This is a genomic window from Clostridium pasteurianum DSM 525 = ATCC 6013, from assembly GCF_000807255.1.
Lineage (GTDB): Bacteria > Bacillota > Clostridia > Clostridiales > Clostridiaceae > Clostridium_I > Clostridium_I pasteurianum.
The window spans coordinates 3,308,093-3,331,992 of record NZ_CP009268.1; the positions used below are offsets into that span (position 1 = coordinate 3,308,093).

Annotated in this window: 20 protein-coding genes and 1 pseudogene; 1 reads left to right on the top strand and 20 read right to left on the bottom strand. The window is 28.7% G+C overall.

Features of this window, described 5'->3' with window-relative positions; translation table 11 throughout:
- Positions 1-373: 373 nt before the first annotated feature.
- From CLPA_RS14950 to CLPA_RS14980, 9 genes are all read right to left on the bottom strand, one after another.
- Positions 374-1,024 (bottom strand): DUF7986 domain-containing protein, encoded by a 651-nt coding sequence (locus CLPA_RS14950; protein ID WP_003445470.1) that lies wholly within the window; start codon positions 1,022-1,024, stop codon positions 374-376.
- A 142-nt stretch (positions 1,025-1,166) separates the two neighbouring features.
- Positions 1,167-1,376, bottom strand: coding sequence for a UPF0158 family protein (locus CLPA_RS14955; protein WP_003445471.1), 210 nt, complete (start codon positions 1,374-1,376; stop codon positions 1,167-1,169).
- Positions 1,377-1,653: 277 nt separating this feature from the next.
- Positions 1,654-2,733 (bottom strand): IS1096 element passenger TnpR family protein, encoded by a 1,080-nt coding sequence (locus CLPA_RS14960; protein ID WP_003445472.1) that lies wholly within the window; start codon positions 2,731-2,733, stop codon positions 1,654-1,656.
- A gap of 232 nt (positions 2,734-2,965) precedes the next feature.
- A complete protein-coding gene (locus CLPA_RS14965; protein WP_003445474.1) occupies positions 2,966-3,547 on the bottom strand; it encodes a Uma2 family endonuclease in 582 nt (193 codons plus the stop codon).
- Positions 3,548-4,144: 597 nt separating this feature from the next.
- Entirely contained in the window at positions 4,145-4,708 is a 564-nt protein-coding gene (locus tag CLPA_RS14970; protein ID WP_003445476.1) for an ATPase, read from the bottom strand.
- Complete coding sequence (locus CLPA_RS21390) at positions 4,708-4,881, bottom strand: hypothetical protein (RefSeq protein ID WP_003445480.1); 174 nt, start codon at positions 4,879-4,881, stop codon at positions 4,708-4,710. The genes CLPA_RS14970 and CLPA_RS21390 overlap by 1 nt, the downstream gene beginning before the upstream one ends.
- A gap of 220 nt (positions 4,882-5,101) precedes the next feature.
- Positions 5,102-5,245, bottom strand: coding sequence for a hypothetical protein (locus CLPA_RS21245; protein ID WP_155760384.1), 144 nt, complete (start codon positions 5,243-5,245; stop codon positions 5,102-5,104).
- 181 nt (positions 5,246-5,426) lie between these two features.
- The gene (locus CLPA_RS14975; RefSeq protein ID WP_003445482.1) at positions 5,427-6,269 is read right to left on the bottom strand and encodes an ATP-binding protein; all 843 of its coding nucleotides are present in this window, start codon (positions 6,267-6,269) and stop codon (positions 5,427-5,429) included.
- Between the two features lie 158 nt (positions 6,270-6,427).
- The gene (locus tag CLPA_RS14980; protein ID WP_236900350.1) at positions 6,428-9,049 is read right to left on the bottom strand and encodes an AAA domain-containing protein; all 2,622 of its coding nucleotides are present in this window, start codon (positions 9,047-9,049) and stop codon (positions 6,428-6,430) included.
- A gap of 396 nt (positions 9,050-9,445) precedes the next feature.
- Here CLPA_RS14980 and CLPA_RS14985 point away from each other — a divergent pair.
- Positions 9,446-9,733, top strand: a pseudogene (locus CLPA_RS14985) (IS701 family transposase); the annotation flags it as partial.
- On the opposite strand, the gene CLPA_RS14990 reads toward CLPA_RS14985, so the two are convergent.
- The 11 genes from CLPA_RS14990 to CLPA_RS15035 form a co-directional block, all read right to left on the bottom strand.
- Complete coding sequence (locus CLPA_RS14990) at positions 9,726-9,995, bottom strand: type II toxin-antitoxin system PemK/MazF family toxin (protein ID WP_003445487.1); 270 nt, start codon at positions 9,993-9,995, stop codon at positions 9,726-9,728. The pseudogene CLPA_RS14985 and the gene CLPA_RS14990 sit on opposite strands and share 8 nt — an antisense overlap.
- Positions 9,996-10,094: 99 nt before the next feature.
- A complete protein-coding gene (locus CLPA_RS14995; RefSeq protein ID WP_003445490.1) occupies positions 10,095-10,955 on the bottom strand; it encodes a type II restriction endonuclease in 861 nt (286 codons plus the stop codon).
- A gap of 338 nt (positions 10,956-11,293) precedes the next feature.
- Positions 11,294-12,202, bottom strand: coding sequence for a DNA adenine methylase (locus CLPA_RS15000; RefSeq protein WP_003445491.1), 909 nt, complete (start codon positions 12,200-12,202; stop codon positions 11,294-11,296).
- On the bottom strand, positions 12,192-12,971 hold the full coding sequence (locus CLPA_RS15005; protein ID WP_003445493.1) for a DNA-methyltransferase: 780 nt from the start codon (positions 12,969-12,971) through the stop codon (positions 12,192-12,194). Before CLPA_RS15005 ends, CLPA_RS15000 begins: the two co-directional genes overlap by 11 nt.
- Positions 12,972-13,051: 80 nt before the next feature.
- The gene (locus CLPA_RS15010) at positions 13,052-13,768 is read right to left on the bottom strand and encodes a TRM11 family SAM-dependent methyltransferase (protein ID WP_003445495.1); all 717 of its coding nucleotides are present in this window, start codon (positions 13,766-13,768) and stop codon (positions 13,052-13,054) included.
- Between the two features lie 270 nt (positions 13,769-14,038).
- Positions 14,039-15,439 carry a protein kinase domain-containing protein gene (locus tag CLPA_RS15015; RefSeq protein ID WP_003445497.1) on the bottom strand — a complete coding sequence of 467 codons (1,401 nt, stop codon included), beginning with the start codon at positions 15,437-15,439 and terminating at the stop codon, positions 14,039-14,041.
- Between the two features lie 12 nt (positions 15,440-15,451).
- A complete protein-coding gene (locus CLPA_RS15020; RefSeq protein WP_003445498.1) occupies positions 15,452-16,939 on the bottom strand; it encodes a phospholipase D-like domain-containing protein in 1,488 nt (495 codons plus the stop codon).
- Positions 16,940-20,518 (bottom strand): serine/threonine-protein kinase, encoded by a 3,579-nt coding sequence (locus tag CLPA_RS15025; RefSeq protein ID WP_003445500.1) that lies wholly within the window; start codon positions 20,516-20,518, stop codon positions 16,940-16,942.
- 242 nt (positions 20,519-20,760) lie between these two features.
- Positions 20,761-20,901 (bottom strand): hypothetical protein, encoded by a 141-nt coding sequence (locus CLPA_RS21250; protein WP_155760385.1) that lies wholly within the window; start codon positions 20,899-20,901, stop codon positions 20,761-20,763.
- 132 nt (positions 20,902-21,033) lie between these two features.
- Complete coding sequence (locus CLPA_RS15030) at positions 21,034-21,345, bottom strand: nucleoside triphosphate pyrophosphohydrolase (RefSeq protein ID WP_003445502.1); 312 nt, start codon at positions 21,343-21,345, stop codon at positions 21,034-21,036.
- Positions 21,329-23,833 (bottom strand): DEAD/DEAH box helicase family protein, encoded by a 2,505-nt coding sequence (locus CLPA_RS15035; protein WP_003445504.1) that lies wholly within the window; start codon positions 23,831-23,833, stop codon positions 21,329-21,331. Before CLPA_RS15035 ends, CLPA_RS15030 begins: the two co-directional genes overlap by 17 nt.
- Positions 23,834-23,900: the final 67 nt, after the last annotated feature.

Below are 23,900 nucleotides of genomic sequence, written 5' to 3' on the forward strand. Positions count from 1 at the left end.
ATTATATCATAATTTTACATTTTTTTAATAAATATATATTAAAATCCATAGGTTAAATTATTGTATTTTTATTATAATTTTTCAGTTTAATTTTTTATATTAGAAATGAGTAGATTTCGTAAGACATTTTGCGAATTAAGAAATGTCCAAGGCAATTATCCCTGGATTAATAACAAACAGAAACCTCCAGTTTCTGTTATGGCTCAGATGTACAAGCTTTCGAAAATCTTTTACTATTTTTCCCAAGTCACTGTTACCCTTGCGAAGAAGGAACGACTGAGCTTGATAGAAGTGCATCTTTAATATGATAAACCTGCACTTCAAAATATTGCTTATTGTTATCTAATTGGTGAACGAAAATTTACCCCTAACCTCATACCTCTTGCATAAAAGTTCCTACACCTATTTCCTTAAATACATTATAGAAAAAAATAAATTTCTTTTCTTCTTCATCACTGCTGATATTTTTCATATAATTTTTATATAGATCCATTAAATCCATCTCATAATTACTATGAAATGCACACGTCATTCCAGATGTAATATTCATATCTTTAAAAGGAATTATTCTTGTAAAAATAAGCAAATTTTTATCTTTCATTTGACTAAGTCCTAAATCTGTAAGTCTAATATTTTTACCATCACCAAGTAAATCTTTAATGAAAACTAATCCTTTTTCAGGTGAAGTATTTACTACTCTAAAAAGAGATGTATATGCCTTCTTCATTGCATCCATAAACTCAATTTCTAATTCACCTTCTAAAACTGATTTTTCACTAAAACATTGTATTAATTTTTTTCCATTAATTTTTGTTTCATTTATAACAAAATCTAAAAAATACTGATTTTCCTCTTCCCAATCTAAAACAATTTTATTTTTACCTTCTAAGATTCCAAGCTTTTTGGCAGACTCAGTTATTAATTTACTTTTATAGTTTTTATTAGCAAACTTCATAATTTCATTATTAACTATTTTATATCCTGTTCTTCTGATTTGTTTGTATCTTTCTATTCTATCATCCATTTTTCTTATCCTTTTCTAATTCATTTCTTAACTTCTTTTGTATCTTTATTTATCTTCCACAACTCTAGCTACATTGTGGCCACACTTTTTACACTTTCCTTATATATATTCTTCCTTGTTTCTATTTTATCAGAATTTTCTGTTATAATCTATATATTTCTAATCCATTATCACTACACCAATCTAATGCAATTTTCTTGAATTTATCATCCTTAAATTTGTACCATTTCTTTTCTACGTTAAATCTTATGACTGCATCCTTAAATCTCCTAAAAGCTCCCTTTCCACTTAATGCATTTAATAGTTTATTGGATATTTTATCATTATCTAAGGAATAGTTTACACTTTTCAATTTCACAAGCACTATTTTCAGTTAGAAAGCAGCATGGCTTGCCTTTTATATCATATCCATTGATAGTTTCCTCTATAAAATAAAAATTCACCAGCTTAGCTAGTGGTCAGGCTGTTGCCATACATAATATGTCAACAGCCTGAGATTATAAATCTATTATTATTGTATTTCTTCAAGTAATTTGTTCAATGTAAAAGTACCTCCATAAGTATAAATTTAATTTTTTTAGATAATCCATTGAAAATAAACCTGATAGATATTTATAATGTTCATTTACCTACCACAAATTCTCTAATTCTCTATTAACCATATCAATATCAAATCTTTTGTAATCCTGACTGTCTCCCCATTGTTTCATACTCTCATATTCTTCATGCATAGGATTGCTCATAATTTCTACAAACTCTTCATATCCCTGTTCTCCGCCTACATCTTCTGGAGGTCTATCTCCACTTCCCTCCAAACAACAAGAATAATTCTTATCATAGTCAAAAATAACATCCTTAACTTTGATGATATGCTGCCAATTATCTCCGTAGTCATATCTGTATTTCAGTTTTTTGTATTTAGGAAGATAATCTGAAAGCTTTACTTTACTTTCCATAACCATAGGAGTATCCATTTGATATTCAAAGTCTTCTTTACTTCCAACAATATTTATGATTGGTTCATCTCCTTCGTAAACTAGAAAATCATGCAGGTGATAATCTTTCCAATCAAACAGTTTTTGCATTACTTTATGAAATTCTCCAAAGGTATAATTAAGAGGGACAATTACACTTCTCCATATATGAAATTTTTCTAGATCTAATTTTACTTTTATTTTTATTGCCTTACACATAATACTGGAAATTTCATATCTTTTTTCTAATTCTTCATAAAATATTTCATTTGGATGTTTAGTTCCGCTTTTACAATGAACATAAATAAAACCATATACTTTTTTAGCTAAATAGGTCTGAATAATGCTGTTTTCCACAATAAAATTAGAATATACTTCTGCAGCCTCGCAGCCTTTATTCATCCGTGAAACGAGAGTTCTATTTTGCGTTTTAGAGAAAACTATTTCCCCTGCATCTTGTAAATAATTTGAAATAATCTCCGGATTAATTCCATCATCTACAAAAGTCCTATAAATCCCATCTACAATAAGTGAAGATATATTTTTAAAATCTTTTACCTTTAAACCATATAATATAACGGAATAACAGCTTGCATCATTCACAAGCACAACTGCTTTTCTTCTATTGATCTTTATAACATTTGCGTGCCAGGAAAATAAAGGGTCTTCTACCTCTGAAAGAGTAGTATTGATTTTTAATTCATCTTGCAACTTTTTTGTACAGTTTATTATCATAATAAATTTACCTTCTTATCATTTTTAAGTAAAATTATAAATCGACAGGTGACAGTCACCATAGTGAGAGCTAAGTTCTCACTTACTTATTGCTCTGTTCTATTAACCAAACTTACTTACATTTTTTAACTGAGGGACTGACTCCTTAGTAAAGGGCTTGCCAGAACTTACTATTAATCCCCCTAGGAGATGACTGGAAGTCAGATCCTTGCTAGCGAACAAAGTGAGCTTGCTAGTCACTCTCCATAAATATTTGTTTTAAATCTATAACTAATTTATCAAAAATACCTACTGAAATTGCATCTTTAATATTATAAACTTGCACTTCAGAATATTGTCCATTGTTATCTAATGTATAAACGAAAATATTATTATTTTTGTGATTTACTATCCAATATTCTTTTATGCCATACTTTTCATATAAATTTAACTTTTTTACATAATCTTGTGAAACCGTAGATGGAGATACAACCTCAATAACCATGTCTGGACTGCCTTTACAGCCTTTATCATCAAGTTTTTCTTTATCACATACTATAGTAATATCAGGCTGAACAACATTCATAGAGTCTTCTTCTTTTTCATTTTTTTCAATTAACACTACATCAAATGGAGCAACGTAAACCTTACAACTTTTTCCCCTAAGATAATTTCCAATCTGTAAAAAAAGCTCTCCTATAATCTCTTGATGTATTCTAGATGGTGCCGGACTCATTAAATAAGGCACGCCGTCAATTATCTCCCAAGTTTCATTTTCTGACCAATTTAAGTAATCACCATAAGTATATTTTTCTTTTTTTACTGGTATAGCCATATTATCTCACTCCAATTATACTCATTTTTTATAGTTATTCCCCTTTACTGAATTCTTACAAATATATGTCCCTCTATTTTATCTCATTAGTTTTTACAATTTTTCTTATAATATCTATATTAAAATTCATCATGCTTTTTACCCTTTAAGTTTATGAATATAATAATATTATATCACAAGCATTGAATAATCTTAAGATGCTAATATCGGTCTGATTGTATAAAAATATTTTTTCTACTATGGTGTCAGTCCCCTATCCAGGACAGAAAACTTTAGAAATTATATTTCCGCTTTTGAAGGAATAAATTTGATCATAACTTTTGGTGCTGCAGTATTAAATTTTAAAAAATCCATTATAAAAGTGCAGCAGGATGAATCACTGCTGCACTTTTTATATCAAAACAATTTGTGCTCACAATTTGTTCATGACCCCTAGAGGGTTTTCATAATCTTCCACAACTCTAGCTGCATTGTGGCCACACTTGTTTGCTGTCAGTCCCCAAGGAGATGACTGGCAGTCAGATTCTTACTACTCAGATAATTTAGATGACAAAAAAGATTTTATCAACGAAATTATAATTGTTGCTAAAATCTTTTTCATTTTAAAATATCTCTACTCCATTCAGGAATTATATCTCTTCTCCATTTAATTTTTCCCTTACATATATAAGCTATATATGTAAATTTATTTGTATTATCATATATATTTATTTCATTACATACACTTAATATTTCTTTTAAATTAACAAATGATTCATAATATCTTCTTTCTATAGCATCTTCCTCAATCCCGTGGCCACCTTCTAAAACCCTAATTTTAACTCTTTCCTTTGCAATATTAGGATTATCAACTCCAATATAATTCATTACTACATAAAAACCTTTTTGTTTTGCTTTTTTTATGTTTTTAACAATACTTTTACCAGAAAGCGTAGTTTCTTGATTAAAGGATATACTATTTTTAATATAAAAATTTATAAGTTTTATAGCCTCTCGTGCACATTTAATTTGAAGATTACTATCTTTCCATGAACCTATTCTTGCCACCATTTCATCGGTATTTATTCTATTTTCAGTTTTATTCATTTCATAGTAAATAGACTTATATATTGATGTTTTCCCAGCACCATTCACACCTGCAAATATAGTATATGTTGCCATTATTTTTTACCTATTACTTTTTCTTGTGCCTTTTGTAATGCCAAATCAGATAAATAAACATAAAAATCCTGTTCTTCTTTTGTTTTTGCCTTTTTAAACAATTCTCTTAGATCTTTATATGAATATATAAGAAACTGCTCATATAGATTATTTTGTTTATTTGTCCTTTCCATAACATCGCCTCCAATAAAATTAACACCTTTATTATATATTATAATCAAAAAAATAATTTAAATAAACACACTTTTGTTTATTTTACCAAAATACAAGTCTTATGTTAAAAATAGTGAGGAGATGACTGAAAGTCAGATTCTTGCTAGCTGAATTTAAAGCCTTAGCACGTCTCTATATTCAATTCTCATTAAATTGCACCTCTATAGCCTCTAATGTTTTTCACCTCAACAAATATGCTTTTATTTCTTTTATATCTTTTGCCAGTTGTTCTTGATCGCTTTTTACTTCCTTTAAGTCGCTTTCTAATATATCAATTTTTTCCAGTTTATTCAATATTTTCTGTAGCAAATCATTATCACTCATTTTAACGACCCCCATATATTTATATTATACCTATATTTTATTACCTGTAAACTGCTTTTTATTACTGTTATGATAGCTACAAAGACTGTCTTTATACTAGCATTGACTGCTTTTTTAGCAAAACAAATTGTTAACAATATGTTAATATCTCCCAAGGGTGCTAATGAGCGCATCGAATTTGCTATTCATTTAACACTTCACCAACAAACCTTATATAGCTATAATGTGATTTTATCAGTTTTTTGCTCCAAAGAGTCTTTTCACTTTTATCACGATGAAGAATTACCCTACCATTTATAACAATATCCCATCCATTTTCTTTTGTAATAACATGATTATATAATATCACTTTGATATTCATTCCATCAATTACTTTATATGGAGACTCAGCAACCTTATCACCTTGTATAAATGATGGTTCTATATATTTTTTATTAACTATAATTTTAAAACCACACTGTAATTTATATCTATATTTCATTGAAATCTCTTCTATTAATTCTTTTTTAAATTTAAAGTCAGAAAATTTTCTAGAAATTTCATTATACAAATTGCGTATATTTATTGTTAATCCTTGAAATATGTTTTCATTATATTCAACCTTAGTTACATATAAATCCCAATCATTTTTCATTCCCCACTTATCCACATCAATAATCATTTTACATGAATAATCACTTCTGTTAGACGTAATTGTAATGATTTTACCAAATTTCAAGAATGCTCTTTTAAGCCCTATACCGTGCCCACTCTTATAATCTAATGAACTACCTATCTTAAGAGCCCCACCAAGCACTTTCTTACGTGAAATTCCTCCACAATTGTCACTTATTTGGAATTGTGAATTATCAAATTCTAAAGAAACAAAAAATTTATCTAATTTATTGTAATGTGTTATAAATTCTGCAGCTTTTATTGAATTATCAATTAAATCGAATATTGCTGCTTGAATTCTTATATCTTTAGTTATAGTATTAATAATAAATTCTCTTGTAGGAGCTGCATCAATCTTACTATTTTTCATAAATATACTCATAAAATTGTTTTCAAACTATATTTATTAAAGTTTTTAAGGAAATATGTTTATATACTCTAGTGGCAATCACAAATTTACAATTTCTTCCACAGTGTTACGACCTCTGAGGTCATAGAAACAACCGGAAGTTATTTCTTACTAAATATTTAAATTTCATTATCTTTATTATTACCATCCCCGCTAGACTCTTCAATAATCATATCCAGCATTTCAATTAACTTCTCCTTTTCACCACTCTCATTAGTGGCAGCTCTAAGAATCGGCAATTCTATTTGATTTAATATTTTATCTTTTATTTTGTCTCTCCTTATTTGATCTTTATTATTCCTATGATTCTCATGTCCATCTACCTCTACAACTAATACTGGTTCTTTATCTAACTTATTGAATATTAAGAAATCAACATGAGTCCATGGATTTTCAGCAAATTTTCTTTGCTCATAATCTAGTTTTGTAAAATCTTTTACTATAGAATTTAGAGGTATATGAATAACACATTTAAAGGATATATATTCAGGATAAGACAGCACTTCTTCAATTACACTATACATTAGATTTTCTGATTTATATTCAGAAATATGTTTGCTTGAAGCCATTATTTCCAAAAGCTTTTCGGAGTACTCGCTGTACAATAAATCAAACACTGAAACCTTTGGGCTGTCTATTACGGCATCTTCTAATGAGTTATACTGTATATATCTAGTTAAATCCCCAATATTGGTTCCATGCTGTTTAAACAATTTATTTGATGTAACCATTATAAATTCTTTTACGGCACGGGATACAGCTACGTTTATTAAATTTTCATCATCAACAAAAGGATTTATATAATTTGCCACTGTAGAAAATATAATTGTATCCTTTTCTCTTCCTTGAAATTTATGTACAGTATCTATTTCTATTTTTGTTTTTTCAAAGTATTTATTAGCTTCTATAACCTGCTTTCTATAGGGACATATAATTCCTACTTTACTGCTGTCCACATACTTATCTTTATCAGCATTAATAATTTCATCTCTAATAACCTCTATCTGCCTTAAATTATACCAGCCTTTTTCATTACCATATCTATCTTTACGTGCATGATTTCCTGGGGCTGTTTTATAAATTTTTAAAGGTACATCATTTTCATTTTCTTCAGTCATAATTACGAGTTGATTATCATAAAATTTTTCATTGCAGAATCCTATTATTTGAGGGTGACATCTATAATGCTCACTTAATAAAGTCCTTGGCAATTCATCTTTATGTAATTTCATTAAAGAAGCTATAATGCTATATTTACTGTAATTATAAGCTTCTCCAATATTACTTTCATGAAAAATATCGTCACTTATTTTCTTTATATTTGATGAGACAATTTGCGGTAATTGTTTTACATCCCCCACAATAACTACATTCTTGCAGCAAGCAAGAGCTAATGATGCTGTAACTAAATCTACCTGTGAAGCTTCATCAATAATTAAATAATCAAACAGATAATTTTCTGATATGCAGGTCATTATTGAATTAGTTGTACTTAATATAACAGGATAATCCTTTATAAATTCTTTAAAATTATACTTAAAGCTTTTTACGGTATACTTACTTCTACTTCCCTTAGAATATCTCTTCTGAATGGATATTTTAAATATTTTTGAAGATATATCTATAAATTGTTCCATTAGTTTTTCATAGCTTCCATCTTTTAAAGCACTTTCTAAAGAAGCTATTTTCTGTTCTGTTTTTTCAATTATTCTATTATAATAATCCCTTTTAAGTGAAGCAATTACAATATTTTGATTTTCACTTATATACTTGAATTTATAAATTCCATAGTCTACAAACAAAACAATTCTACTCAATAATTTTATGTAATTATTCCTCAACATAAGCCTTTCAAGGTATGGCATAAAATTTAATATCAAATCACTTGACCATTTTCTAAAGAGAGAATATTTAGAGGTACTAATATATTCCTCGTTAAAATAAGCTTCAAAATATTTCTGCTCTACTTTAAATTTGGAAAGTTGTTCTTTTAGTTTTACCATTTCATTTTGCTTCTTAAGCAGATCATTTAAATCCTTATCTATACCTTGAAGTTTATCATATAAACTCTTTTCCTCTAAAGCTTCCACATTCCATTCTTTTAAATCAGAAATATCTGTCTGTTTATTCTCAAAAAAATCAACCTTATTATCATATTTACCCAGTAATGCAGTTATAAATCCATATACATTTTTTTCAAGCTTCTCTTGAACATTAGCCGTTGCAGAATTATTGCCAGATACAACAGCAACAGTTTTTCCATTGCACACTGCATTTCCAATAATATTTAATATAGTCTGTGTTTTGCCCGTTCCAGGAGGCCCTTCAATAACACTAATAGAATTCTCAAGGGCTGTATTTACTGCTTTCTTTTGACTTAAATTAAATCCAAAAGGAAATATTGTAGTATTGTTATATGTATGTTTTTTAATACTTTTTCCTGATAAGTAAGTTGACAGCACACTATTTTCACTAATCTTAGTTATCTTTTTGTATAAATCAAATAATGCGCTTCTTCCATCTTCAGTAACACTTATATATGGTGATAATTTCTTAAAATATTCAAAAACTGCTTTAGCCTGCTTGGAATTAAGACATGAATTTTCATAAGCAACTTTTGACTTATGATAGACCTCCGTTTTGCCTTTAACTTCAATTATTTTTATATATTCTCCAAAATCAAGCACTAGGGATGCCTCTCTTACAGGAAATCCAGATACATATACAATAATCTGATTCAAATTAACTTTTTTAGGCGATTCAAGTATAAGTATATTTGAAGAATTATAGCTGTAAACTCTGCTGGGACTTTTTATATAAGTTACTTCAATTTTATCTTGTAAATATTTTAAATAATTTATCTTACCAGTTTTATCTTCAAATTTTTTTGTCTTGCTGTTTTTTACTAAAACTAATTTTGTATATGTCCATTTAGGTCTCCTTGAAAATTTTATAATTTATCTGTAAGTTTTCTAATATAATACTAGATACATGTAAAATATTAAATTTCTTGTTGTAATTAGCAAGCATAAGCTTCCAGTTTCTGCTATGACCTCAAATATACAAGCTTTCGAAAATCTTTTACTATTTTTTCCAAGTAACTGTTACCTTTGCGAAGAAGGAACGACTGAGCTTGCTACTTCTGGTCTTTTGGTAAATATATGGTAAGGTCTCAAGAGGCTATAGAGAAATATGTTAACTTACTGGCTATCGCCTACAGTTTTACGGTAATATTACCTTTTATAAATAAAGCTTTTTCGAAATACCAATTTAAGAGTCCCCAGGTAACTAAAAATACTATATCTTACCAAATGTCAAAAGAATTAATATTACGCACTTTCGTGCAAAAGCTACAAAAGAACAAAATTCAAGAAGAAGTTCTAAAGGTAATTAATTCCTTGGCTTCTCAAGATAACGCTAGTTAATTTTATTGTAAAGTGGTGTATGTTCTAATAAAACAGTAGAATTCATATTTAATCTACTATCTTCACAATTAAGCTCTACATGCATAGATATTTTCATTTTACTCATTTTTGCAGTTATCATTGCAACAATTACTTCTGTTGAGTATTCATTTGCTGCATCATTTTGTATAATAATAACTGGTCTTTTCCCACATATTTCATTTCCTATGACTGGTGAAATATCTGCAAAAAATATATCCCCTCTATTAAACATATTCCTCATTTTAATCCCTCAATTTCTAATATAATTAAACACTCCATATCCTATTTTAATTTATGTATACATCCCAATTTTAACATTATTAATTAAGTAATTACAAATTTATACGAACACTTTATCCATAATGCCATTTTCCATATCATCAATGCTATAAATGTGGTCCATTACATCAAATGTTTCTCTAAGGTTTCCTCTTGCACTTCGCCATGCCGTTCCATCTGTTAACCATACAAAAGTAAATCCATCTACTGTATCAGATTCTTGAGAAAGCATTTTATAACTTCTAGCTGTTTCATTCAGCTTAGAGCCACCGCCTGTCCCACCATAAAAGTTGGTTTCAATTGCATATATCATGCTATCTGTTTTTACAACAAAATCAAATCTTTTCCTTGCTTTTCCATTATTGGATAAAGCAGATAAATCAATATCCCATTTTGTTTCTATGTCAGCTAAATACATTTCTTTATAATACTCTTTAACATTTGACTTCTTAATATATTCTTCTACCAAATCTTCCATCTGATGACCACCACGGTTCTTTCTTCCGTTTGAGTCCAAACCAGTCTCTGTACCTAAAGCATAGTCAACTAAATTATTTACAAGGTGATTAGATATCAAATCAAATAATCCTGTCTTTTTCATAAATACACTATATTGTTCGATGCCAAAATTCATTTCATTGAAATTATACATAAATGCACCATCTTTATCTTGTGCATAAATCTCGCTTTGGCGTACAGCCAATAATGTTGGAATACACTTTAAGGTCTCAGGATACTTACTAATGATATTTTCAAAATCATTTTCTATATTCTTTGAACCTATCAATGAATTTAAAATATTTAATTCAACTTTAATTTTCTCTACATTGCTAACTACTTTATTGAAATTAATATAATAATCATACCTAGAAATACTTATTCTAAACTTGTCTAACCATTCATCAAAATTTCTATTCTTCATGTTCCTTCTCCAATCTACTTTATATTATGTATGAATATTTTTCCATATTGCTAATCTTAATGACTTGTCTATTTAATCTTGCCACAACAATTGTTTCTTTTAAATATAAAATTTAATTCTATTATGGCTTTTTCAATCCGTAAAGGTCAAATAATTCACTTCAACTCTTTTTGAAGCCTTTATACACATATGAAGATATAAACATTATTCTTAATAATAACAGAAAAAATCGAACTTTTTTTAATATGTATTTTTAATTATCAATTCACTTTAATCTAGAATCATATACTTAATAACACAGTTCAATCTTTTTCTGTTATATAATAATTTAACAATTTTTATTTATCATAATTAGTTATTAGCAGTTCAGATATAGCACCTCTACCACTTCCTTTGCTATTTATCATCCTACTTGCACGTACTCTTTTTATTGAGAATTTTTTATAAAGCAAATCAAAAAAATCATCATCCTTATCTAATATCCTAGGATCAGAATTACTTAACATTAGTTTAGCGCCTTTTTTATCCATATCATCATAAAAATCTCTTAGTTTTATCTGGCTATCGTCATTAAAACCACTCTTACTATATGAATTAAATCCGCCCAATGTAACTGGTCTATATGGTGGATCAAAATAAACAAATGTATTATTATCTATATATTCATTTATATTTTCAAACGATGTATTTAATATTTTTACTTTTAATTCACCATTACTGTTTTTAGTATTAAGGACTTGTGATATATCCCTTATTTCATTTTCTTGATAAATACCGGGAGATATATGCTTTCCAAAAGGTACATTAAATTTGCCTTTAGAATTTTCTCTATAGAGACCATTAAAACAAGTCTTATTTAAAAATACAAATAAAGCTCCCATTCGTATACTATTACTGTTTTCTTCATTAAACTCGTCTCTTATCTTGTAGTAAAACTCCTCTTTTTTTTCAATTGATTCTAATGATAAATATAATTCCTTAAGAATTCTTAATTCTTCTATTAATTCATCACAATTATCTCTCATTACTATATATAAATTAATTAATTTATGATTAATATCGTTAATAATATATTCATCAAAACAATTATTACTTGCTAAACATAAAAATACAGCTCCTGCGCCAACAAATGGTTCTACGTATTTTCTTATCTGTTCAATATTCTCCGGTAAATTTTCAATAATTTGTTGTAACAATTGTGTTTTACCGCCTGCCCACTTTAAAAAAGGTTTTATCTTACTCTCCACTACTTTTATCCTCCTGTAAGTATAAATCAAATCTCTTTTTAGATAAATCTAAATATTCTTGATTTATATCTATTCCTATAAATTTTCTTTTGTTTTTTATAGCTATAACACCTGTTGTTCCAGAGCCACAAAATGGATCTAAAATTACATTTCTTTCATTTGTACTAGATCTAATGCATCTTTGTAATAATGCTTCTGGTTTTTGAGTAGGATGATAACCATTTTTCTTTTCTTTTTTAGGGGTAGTTGGTATTTCCCATACACTTCTCATCTGTTTTCCACCATTCATTTCCTTCATTTGTTCATAGTTAAATATATGTTTTGCTTTTTTTGTCTTTTTTAACCAAAGTACTGTTTCTTGACTTGCTGTAAAACATCTACATCCCATATTAGGAGCGGCATTAGGCTTAACCCAAGTAATTTCATTTATTATGTAATAATCCATTTTCTGTAATGCAAATGCAATTAAATGAATAATATGATATGTTCCTGATATCCATATAGTTCCATCATCTTTTAAAACTCTATCACAAGCTTTTAGCCATTTCATATTAAACTTATAATCAAGCTCGGGTCCTAAAGATTTATCCCAACTTCCTTTATTTACACTTGCCATTTTCCCTGACTTACATGTTATTCCATCATTACTAAGCTTATAGGGTGGATCAGCAAATATCATATCTACTGATTTACTTTGAATTTTTTTTAGTTCTTTAATACAGTCACCTAGTAATAACTTATAATTATTATCCTTCTTTATATATTCCACACTATCACCACCTTTATAACTAGCATAATCCAATCTATATTATAAAGGTATTTAGAAATAAATCTAGTTAATATTAAATATTATTTCAAGAAAACAAATAGGTATTCATGAGCTAGAAGATAAAAATTTTTTTTCAAACTTATCTCCTCCCAGTATTTCGTAGAACTACAATTATGTTGTTCTTTTATAATTATTTCCTTTAATCTAAATCCTTGATTTAAAAACAAATTCATAACATTAAATCCCAATGGAATCACACAACCATTTCTCCTTATATCCCCCATCATAATGGCACAATATTTTCCTTTTTTTAATACCCTAAAAGCCTCTTTTGATACTTCTTTTATACTTTCATAAAACTCATCAATATTAAGCAATGATAAATCTTCATCAATATCTTTACTATACTTTATAATATTTGAATACGGTGGATGGGTACATATTAAATCTATTGATTCATTTTTTATGAAGTTCATATTTTTAGCACTACCTTTTACTAATTTAATCGAGTTATTTCCATTGACTCCTTCAATTCTATTTTTAGATGTCTCCAATGCTGTAGAATTAACATCACATCCAATACCCCTCCTATTAAGTAATTTTGCTTCAATAAGTGTAGTTCCACTTCCTAAAAATTGATCTAATATCAGCTCATTATCTTTTGAATATCTTAAAATAATATTTCTAGGGACAAATGGGCTCCAATTACCTGGGTAATCGCCTTTATGGGTACCCCAGTCACCCCTTTCTTTAAAGCTCCATAATGTTTTTGTCTCTAAATTAAATACCTCACTCATTTTACCACCTCTACTTGTATAAAAATTATCACCATATTAATATACAAGTATTCATTAAAAAATTTAAAATAATTATTAATATTTTTCTATTTTATGCCTTATAGACTCTATGAAGCAAAATTGAAATGTAGTATACTTTAAATGTTTATTTCTATGGATATCTTTAACTTTATAATTTACACACTAGATAATTATATAAAGATTTTCTAGATATACTTCACTATATAGGATCACTTAGCCTAATGTTAATTTATTTAGACTCACTAGGTATTAATTTATAATATCTAAAATTTCTTTAATACTTGGTCTTTCTTTTGGATTTTTTGATATCATCTTTAAAATAATATATTTAATGTCATCATCAATATCACTTTCATCCAAATTTTCTAAACTTTCTTGTGAATCAACAGAAATCTTTCCTGATAATAAATATATACAAACCTGTGCTAATGAATATATATCTGTCTTTTCCCAGTTAATATTTGTTCCTACATCTGAATTAATAACTTCTGGAGCAAAATATACCTTTGTGTTATCATTCAATATTTTCTTTTCAACAGTATTGATTACTGTATATTTAGCATCATAGGCTGTATCTTTAGTGCAATCGAACCTCGCAAGTAAAGCTTTATATTTTCCTTTTATCTTAAATATATAAAAAGAATCGGGACATATATTCCTATGATAGAATGGGGGCTCATACTCATGCATGGATTCAATTCCGCGGCATATGCCTTTTATAATATCTAGTTTTTCATCAACAGTTAGCTCATGCAATAGTAGTTGGCTAATTTTCAATGGGCGACCTGGCAATGAATATACTTGATATTTGTAATCACCATTACTTCCACTAATATTTTCTGATAATCTAATAATGTTTGATGGATCATCAAAGTTATCTTCCCAAAGTTTATTAATCGTCTCAATATCTCTTTTTTGGCTAAATGAAATATCATCTATATCAGAAGAAAAAATGCTGTACATTATTTTTCCTTTATTCTCTCTTACATACAGGCGCTTTCCAACACCAAGGTTTAATCCCATTTCTTCACATATCTTTTTAGGTACTGGAATATAGGTTCTTATGGGAATTAAAGTACTGTCAAATTTATGCCCTACTCCATAATATATCGCTAAGAAATCATGAAATGATACAATTACTTTTAAACAGTTCTCACGATTAGGAATATACTGCGCATCTATCTTGTTATTAATATGCGAGCTTTTACTGCCAAAATCATAAATATATCTTATAAATTTCTTCATGACCCTTCTATTTTCAGAATCATTTTGGATATTCTTGTTATATTCATATTTTGTGAATACACTTTCGAATTCAGTTGTTCTATCCTTACAAAGACCAATTATAATATTTTTGTAATTAAGAATAGATGACGGCGTTGTAATCTCTCTTACAATTGCTGCTTCAATATCTGCCTCTGATTTTCCAACATATTCTGGCAATTGTTTTCTTCTTTGAACTTCTTCAAATAAGGCAAATGCCTCGTAAGCCATACGTATTTTATGTGAAAAATCAATATAGTTAATCTTAAAGATTTGCTCTGCTTCCAAAAATTTATTATATATTCCTTCATTTTTAGTGGAATCAAAGACAAACGAAAAATTACCCTTACTAATTATTTCACCCTGTTTCAGCTCAATATATGCCATTTTATCACTCCTCTACTGTATACTAACACCTAATCTTTGTGGTTGTGATAAGTTTTTCTTCATATCTGAAATACACTCTTTCGATTCTGTATAATATCCAGTTTCCTGTCTGAACCCACGTTTTGGATCACCCTTAAATGACAACCAATTAAAGCTTGTAATAATCATGAATTTATTATCCATAATCAATACTTTTTCATGTGTATTATTTAAAGCTATAAGTTCAAGACTTCCATCAAATTTCTTGGATTTTATATCCTTTAATTTGTCAATAATCCATCTATCAGAATCTTCTTTTTCACTAATACCATATCCAATAACAATTCTGGTTTTTCTTTTAACTGCCTGTTCAATTAAATTTAATATTTCATTATTTAATCCGCCTGATTTTATCCACGGCGATATAATAACAACAATATCCTGTGCTTCTTTTAATGCCTGAATTAATAATGGTCTATGATCATAAGTATATAAAATTCTATCAGCACTTTTACGTTCATTTTCCATCTCTTCAATTTTTTGTTCTAAGAAACGTATCTGTTGAGTTGCTGATTCTGTATCTCCCTCTAATTCATCTTCTTCCGAAAGTTCCTTTATAACTGTTAATTGAGTTTGTAATTGTGAAATTTCTCTTTCAATTTCGTTTGACTTCTGAGTGAATTCTTTAGCTCCTTGAATAATTTCACCAGGTAATGAGTTTAATAATGGGCAATGTTCATTTTCGTCGACACTGTTTTTCCTATCAAACTCAAAAATATGTGTATCGTTATTATACATTTGCAATAAAATATTTTCATATTCTTGACGTCTTGTTTGCTTATCATAAACTCTAAGTTCAATATCTTGAGTTTTTCTATTCATATAAACAAGCACTGATACTTTATTATATTCTACATAAACCTTTTCCATTTTAGATATTGAAAGAAGATTTCCTTCCAACTTATCTTTTTCATACAAATTGTTTTTTCTAAATCTATTTATTGCTGTCTTTACATCTTCAAAAGATAAATCAGTAATATCTGGTTTATCAATATGTGTGGCAATCGGTACTAAATCAAAAGCTCTTACTTCTTTCTTTTGATATTTCTTTTTTGTATCCAAATAAATATCACCTAGTAAAGCATCCATAAATACTTTATATTCTACATCCTCCGGAACAATAAGAGCTGCATCTTTTAATGCTGTTTTTCCTTTATCTGTGATTTTAATTTTTGAATTAAAAACATCAACTGCAACTAATTCTATTGCTTGCATATCTGCAACAGCAGTATGAACAGCTGTTTTATTTATCCCTAAAAAAGTACATATATTCTCTATACTATCAATATTTTCCGTAACAAATTTTAGAATAAATTCTTGCAAAATGGATAACTGCTTTTCTTTTTGCATTGTAAGTACCAACTCCATACAATATTGAGGAATTGCTGCTTCATAATACCTTACTATGTCTGAATTAGGGATTGCATTTGCATTCTTTTTTGCAAGTTCTTCAATTATCATTTATTTCACCTCCTCCACTAAGCAATCTTCTTGGTTTGAATATATATACTGCGCAATTCCAACGAATGGGTTGTCTTGACCATATAGGCTAATATTTTTAGTTACTGCTTGATGATTTCCTACAACAATAAGCAGCTCTCTTGCTCTTGAAAAAGCAACGTTTAAACGTCTCACATCTTGTAAAAATCCAAGGTTACCTTCATCATTACTTCTGACAACACTGTAGAAAACTATATCTGTTTCTCTTCCTTGGAATGCATCTACCGTATTTATCTCAATTTTCATACGTTTCTTTAATCTAGATGAATATTGGCTCTCAAAAATGCTAATTAGCAAATCTCGCTGTGCTCTATATCCTGCAATAATTGCTACTTCCTTATTAATCTTCAAATCATCTAACTCATCATTAATTTTCAATAAATAATCAAAAATAATATTAGCCTCACATCTATTTCTGTATGTATAATACTGTCCAGAACGTAGTATTTCTTCTTTATTATTGCTCTTTTGAGCTGTTGAAAGCCATATTAAAGACTTGTGATCAAAAATTTTAAGTGGAATGGATTTTTCCTCTTTAGATGTTCTTGAAATAAGCTTACCATCATAAAACATTTGGCTAATAAGTTCCCCAATTACAGGATTCATTCTATACTGTTCATCAAGAATACTCTTACAACTTTCATCTAAATACTGTTCAAGGTATTCAAATAAGCTAGTCTCTAAATCTTTCTTTGTAAGATTAAATTTACTATTTTCTGGATCTTTTATTAAATTTTCATCTACAACTGGAGGAAGCTGCTTATGATCTCCTACAAGAACTATTTTCTTTCCTAAATTGATAGGAACAAGAATTTCTGGTGGTGTAGCCTTACCAGCTTCATCTACAATTACCCAATCGAAGTTGAGTTCAACATTAGTTCCTAAACTAGCAATACCAAGGCATGTAGCTCCTACGATAGTAGCATCAACTAAGCTTTCTTGTAACAGTCCATCTCCATGTTGTACTCTTTTAATCCATTCTTTGCAAAGTGCTTCTATTTTAGAAAACTGATTGTACTTAATTTGGTTTTCTTTTAACGAATTTTTAATATCACTTTTTAACGCTTCATACTCTTCTTGTGATGATACCCCTAATACTTCTTTCCAATCTGTAATATTTTTACTTTTTGAATTAATATCATCATTGATTTTCTGGTATCTACGTTCTAATTCTTCTTTTTGTTCTGATAATTGGACAGACTCTTCTATTATATCTCCCAGCCTATCATTTAATCCATTTATATTCTCTGTGAAATCATCTAAAATACTAACTAACTCCTGTCCCGATATACTATTACTCTTAACTTGTACTAATTTTTGCATAGCTGATATTTTATCATTAATATAATGCCATTTACCGTTTAATATATCAATCTGACTCTTTTCCTCTTCAACTTCTGAGAGTTCATCAATAAGAGATTCAACTGTTTTTGTCAATTGTTCAATCTCTAATATCATGCTATTCTTTCCTTGTAGCGATTCATCAAGACCTATTTCATTCTTGTAGTTTTCAATTGCTTCCTTACATTTTGCAATAACCGTTGCTGTCCATTCTTGACAAAAAGCATCCAATGTATAATTAATAACACTTTCAGAGAATTTTTCTTTGATACCAATACGAATCATTTTGATATTTGGAATCAGCTCTTTAACTTTTGTTAAAGAATGATCTACTGCTACATGTGATTGTGAAGCAATAAGAATCTTACTTTCTGAATTTCTTTTTAAAATTTGACACACAAGTTCACTAATAAATGTTGTTTTACCAGTACCTGGAGGTCCTTGTAATAAAAATAAATCATCTGATGATAGAGCCTTTTCAAGACTTACCAATTTAGATTTATCAATTAATGACGACTGACATTCTTTAGGACTTAATAATATATTTCCTTTTGAAGTAGCTTTTTGGGGATTAAAGATGATATCGCTAATATCAGGATTTACTATTTCTTTAAATCTTACATTCTTAAGAGCCTTAGTTTGTCGTCCCAATGCTATTTCAACCAATCTCCTATTAATTGAAATTTCACCAGATTCCGCAATATTCCCTATATATGTATTTCTATCAAGATCAATAATCATCTTCCCATTTTGACATTCACGCATATAGCCGACATTACATAATCTAAAAATGTTTTTCTTTGTTGTCATTGTAAGCATATCATCAGATGTAAATTCAACTTCTTGCACATTTTTATCTAATTCAATTTCAATACAATTTTCTTTTTCATTCACGGTAAATCTGGTGTACCGTACTGTTGATTTTTCCTGTTCAACCTTTCTCCTTTGTAGTTTAAGAATTTCTTGCCATTTGCTAGCAATATCCTTAATACGCATATTCTCATCCCTTAAAGAATTCTGCTGCACTTCATAATTCATAAGTTCTTCAATAAGAACATTGGCATCAACTTCTCCTGCGGATATAATTCTGTTACTTAATGCTGATATTTTTACCTTATAAGGAATCTCATATGCATTTTCCTTTCTCTGTGCCAAGTCAGCATTGTTAATAAACTTTATGCCAATTATGGTAAACCTCTTGCTATTTCGATTGTCAATTTTACATATGGATATATATTGTTTACCCAGCAACCAATAAGCAACATCTCCATAGTTTGATTTATAAGTTCTAATATAAATTTTTCCTAATAAATCTCTTTCAATAGCTACCGCTGCTAAAGCCAATTCATTTCTATCAATATATGCATATTGATGTAATAGTCCAGAAACTCTATTTGTTAATCCAATATTAAGAAATTTATCTTGCATAATTTTTGATTTAGCATAACTAATATCTCTTTTAATATCTGAAATATTATCATATCTTAATGCAGTTTCCATCTTAATCATTTTAGCAAGGATATTTTGTATACCTTCTGGCAAACTACTTATATCTAAGATTGTCTTTTCTTTTATCTTTTCGCCTTTAAATATTTCATAGAAAATAAGTCCAAGTGAATAAATGTCACTTTGGCAAGTAGCAGTCTTTCCCTGGGCTTGTTCTGGTGAACGATATTTTGGTGTTGAAAAATTACCAACTGTATATTCACTATAGAAAGTGTCTGTAAGTTTACTGATACCAAAATCAATAATTTTTACCACATTTTCTTCATTAAACATTATGTTTGAAGGTTTTAAATCTCTATGAACAATATTCTTTTTATGTAGATATTCTACGGCTCCAAGTACCTGTTCCATCAGTTCTAGTTTTGGATAATAATCATAACTACATAAATCTTCAAATGCATCTTCAAAGTTTTTTCCATTGATAAATTCTAAAACAATATAAAATTTACCTAATCTCTCATCTAATCCTTTGTCAATAATTCTAACGATATTTACATGTTGTACTTTCTCTAATGATTCCACCTCACGATGAAATATTTTTTCTTGTAAATCGTCATCATTATTATCACATTTATCAAACATTTTGACTGCTACTCTATTGTCATTGTCATCTTCGCACAGATATAAATTGGACATATTTCCGCCTTGTATCGGTCTGAGTACACGATATTGATCATCAATATAACTAGCCATTTTTCTTCCTTTCTTAACACTTTTTAGTATTTAGACAGTATGTTAACTGTTATATAAATTCTTATCTCTCATTTTCACATTAACTAATCATTAACTTTTACCTGTCTATTAAGCAATATTGTAGTTAGGTAATCTTCAAATTTCTGTAAATCTAGAATTTCTTTTTATTTTCTATAAAAGTTTCGATTAATGAATTAATTATTTTTTCAAATTTTAGTATTGCATTATCATTTACAACAATTTTATATTGTAAGCATTATCATTGGATCTATCCTTTTATGGCTATTTGAAGTTCCATTAACTTTTTCTGCACAATAATCAATAAAATTATTATTCCAAAAATAATATCCTGTATATTTTTCATTAAAATACTTATATTTCATTTTTCAAAACATCAATTGCGTCTTTTTTATATTATGTAAACTGTCTATGGAATCAGTTCCTGAGGCATAAATTGAAAATGCAATGGACAACTTACGCTTGCTATATTGTCCTCTAAATATGTAAATCTCTCTTCACACCCAAACCCTCTCCAAAACGACCCCCTCATCAAATCCGCCTCTTTCCTCTCTCTTCTCCAATCTCTCCTTAACTAAATCTTCCTCACTATAGCCCAAATTTTTAGCCAATCCAAAAAGTACCTCCATTACATCTGCAAGCTCTTCTAGATTTTTATCTTCTATGAATTCATTAACTTCCTCTTGAAGCTTTTTCTCTAGCAGCTCTGCTTGTTCTTCCTTTGAGGCTGCTCGTGTTTCAAATTTTTTTCCTGAAGCTTCTATTATCTGTGGTATTTTATCTCTTACTAGTTTATTGTAATTTTTCATATTTTTTCTCCAATCTTTCCTTATAAAATTTTCTTGTTCTAAAATCTATTACATCTTTAAAGTGTTTTAAGAATACTTCATTATTTACATAGAGTTTCAAGTCTTCTGTTAAACAATAATATTCATTATCCTTATAGAAAAAATCTTTAGCTGTATTCATAAAGGCGTTCTGAGGATTTTCTGCTTTTTTTAGATAATCCTTTTTAGTCCAATTTCTAAAATTCTTACCTGATTTATCTCTCAATAAATCTATGGCATTTGATCCTTTTTTATAGAAGGTCTTAAAACTATCATAAATATCCTCATCATTTAACTCTAGTTTCATTTCTCCATTATTATAAAAAGCTAATAACAGCGGCATTTTATAGGTTTTGCTCATGCCTGTCTTCTCCATAGCATTTATAAACTCAAAAGCCTTTGTTTCAATAAGTTTATTTTCTTCTTCATTGAGTTCACCCATATCCTTCAAAAATTTTATGTAATTATTGAATATGTTTAAATTCCCTTTATTTCTTATATTGTTGTATACATAATCATCTATATAAGTAAACATCTCAAGTCTTGAGGGTCTGTGCTTTAAATCTTCTTTTATTCTGTAATATTCTTCTTTAACTAGATCTTTTATATTCTCATTTGCTTTTGCTTGCCTTTTAAATATCTCTATAATATCAAGCTGAAAATCAACTATGCAGTCATCAGGATACTCTTCTTCCTCTGGGATGTCTCCTTTTTTAGTTCTATTTACAACATTTTTAGGATCTCCTGTTAAGAAAAACGGTATCAAATTTGCCTTTTTATAATTTCCTATAAAATCCAGAACATTTAAGTATTTTTTATCTTTATATTTTCTAAGTCCTCTTCCTAATTGCTGCAAGAATACTGTAGGTGATTGTGTGGGTCTTAAAAACATTACTAAATCCATCTGGGGTACATCTAATCCTTCATTAAACATATCCACGGAAAATATAACTTTTATTTTCCCATTCTTAAGCATCTCCACTGCTTCTTTTCTATCTGTGCAGTATTCTCCTGCTTCTCCACTATAAGCTGCACAAGAACTTACTCCATTTTTATTAAAATATTCTGCCATTGCTTCTGCATGCTTTCTTGAGGAACAGAAGCCTAATGCTCTTGCAGACTTATATTTATTATAATGCCTTAAAATCAATTCTCTTCTTTTATTAATCATCAAGGCTTCTTCTAATTGCTTATCATTGTATTTACCATTTTTATATTCTATGTTCTCATATTGCGTATCATCGTAAATACCATAATATCTAAAAGGTACAAGCCATCCTTTATTTATAGCCTGTTTAAGCCTAACCTCATATACTACATTATCTTCACATAGAGCAAATACATCTTCATTATCCATTCTCTCTGGGGTAGCAGTGAGTCCTAAAAGAAATTTAGGCTTAAAATAATTTATAATGTTTTGATAGTTTCCCGCTGCAGCATGATGAAATTCATCAATTACTATATAGTCAAAATAATCCCGAGGAAAAGTTTCATTATTCAAGTTTTTAGCTTGCCCTAAAGTCTGCACTGTAGCAAATACCACATCACAATTTGTGTTCCTTCTATTTCCACTAAAATATCCAGTACTGATATTTCCTCTTACTCTTTTAAAAGAAGCTTCAGCTTGAGTAAGTATTTCTTCTCTATGAGCCACAAATAATACTCTCTTAAAGTTTTTAGAATCAAAAGCTGCTAAATAAGTCTTTCCTATGCCGGTGGCAGCTACAACTATACCCCTGTCAAAGCCTTCTATTCTAGAATTGTTCAGTTCATATAATGCTTCAATTTGTGCTCCCTTTGGTGATATTATTGGTAAAACTTTATTTTCTTCTTGCTTTTCTATAAGTTCTTCCTGTTTTTCTACATCCACTAATAATTTTGGTCTTTTCCATTCATTAGAGTATTTCCTCATCCTTTCTTCATCTATAATATCTGCATGATTTAAAAATAGATCTTCAAACACAGCTTTATAGTGATTGAAATCATCATTATTATCCTCTTTAGAAATTCTGTAATTCCACTCTATTCCACTAGTTAGTGCAGATCTAGAAATATTAGAGGATCCTATAAATATATCTCCATCTTCTTCATATTCAAACATATATGCCTTTGGGTGAAAGGATCTACTCTCAATATTATAAAATCTCAAATCCACTTTATCTCCAAATATACTCTTTAACAGATATAGAGCCTGAGGTTGTGTTATGTTGAGATATTTGCCAGTAAGTATTCTTATGGGAACATTTCTATCTGCCAAAGCTTTTAAATCCTTCTCCAAAAGCCTTACCCCTGACTCCATAAGAAATGCAACTATTATATCTACTCTTTTTGCCTTATTTAAAGCTTCATTTAATCTGTCTAGCAGGTAATCTTTATCCCCTGTTATACAATTAGTCTTATTACTTTCTATTTCTTTGATAGCTAAATTATCTACAGCTATTTCATTTAATTGTTCATTTTTAATACCCATCCATACTCACCTACCGATACATTATAATTACTATCATTATGTAAAACTTAATTATATTACTTTTTAT

Bases quoted from the DNA above. Each gene is read 5' to 3' on its own strand.
- CLPA_RS14950 (WP_003445470.1), bottom strand. From the start codon at position 1,024: ATGGATGATAGAATAGAAAGATACAAACAAATCAGAAGAACAGGATAT.
- CLPA_RS14960 (WP_003445472.1), bottom strand. From the start codon at position 2,733: ATGATAATAAACTGTACAAAAAAGTTGCAAGATGAATTAAAAATCAAT.
- CLPA_RS14965 (WP_003445474.1), bottom strand. From the start codon at position 3,547: ATGGCTATACCAGTAAAAAAAGAAAAATATACTTATGGTGATTACTTA.
- CLPA_RS14970 (WP_003445476.1), bottom strand. From the start codon at position 4,708: ATGGCAACATATACTATATTTGCAGGTGTGAATGGTGCTGGGAAAACA.
- CLPA_RS21390 (WP_003445480.1), bottom strand. From the start codon at position 4,881: ATGGAAAGGACAAATAAACAAAATAATCTATATGAGCAGTTTCTTATA.
- CLPA_RS21245 (WP_155760384.1), bottom strand. From the start codon at position 5,245: ATGAGTGATAATGATTTGCTACAGAAAATATTGAATAAACTGGAAAAA.
- CLPA_RS14975 (WP_003445482.1), bottom strand. From the start codon at position 6,269: ATGAAAAATAGTAAGATTGATGCAGCTCCTACAAGAGAATTTATTATT.
- CLPA_RS14990 (WP_003445487.1), bottom strand. From the start codon at position 9,995: ATGAGGAATATGTTTAATAGAGGGGATATATTTTTTGCAGATATTTCA.
- CLPA_RS14995 (WP_003445490.1), bottom strand. From the start codon at position 10,955: ATGAAGAATAGAAATTTTGATGAATGGTTAGACAAGTTTAGAATAAGT.
- CLPA_RS15010 (WP_003445495.1), bottom strand. From the start codon at position 13,768: ATGAGTGAGGTATTTAATTTAGAGACAAAAACATTATGGAGCTTTAAA.
- CLPA_RS15015 (WP_003445497.1), bottom strand. From the start codon at position 15,439: ATGGCATATATTGAGCTGAAACAGGGTGAAATAATTAGTAAGGGTAAT.
- CLPA_RS15020 (WP_003445498.1), bottom strand. From the start codon at position 16,939: ATGATAATTGAAGAACTTGCAAAAAAGAATGCAAATGCAATCCCTAAT.
- CLPA_RS15025 (WP_003445500.1), bottom strand. From the start codon at position 20,518: ATGGCTAGTTATATTGATGATCAATATCGTGTACTCAGACCGATACAA.
- CLPA_RS21250 (WP_155760385.1), bottom strand. From the start codon at position 20,901: ATGAAATATAAGTATTTTAATGAAAAATATACAGGATATTATTTTTGG.
- CLPA_RS15030 (WP_003445502.1), bottom strand. From the start codon at position 21,345: ATGAAAAATTACAATAAACTAGTAAGAGATAAAATACCACAGATAATA.
- CLPA_RS15035 (WP_003445504.1), bottom strand. From the start codon at position 23,833: ATGGGTATTAAAAATGAACAATTAAATGAAATAGCTGTAGATAATTTA.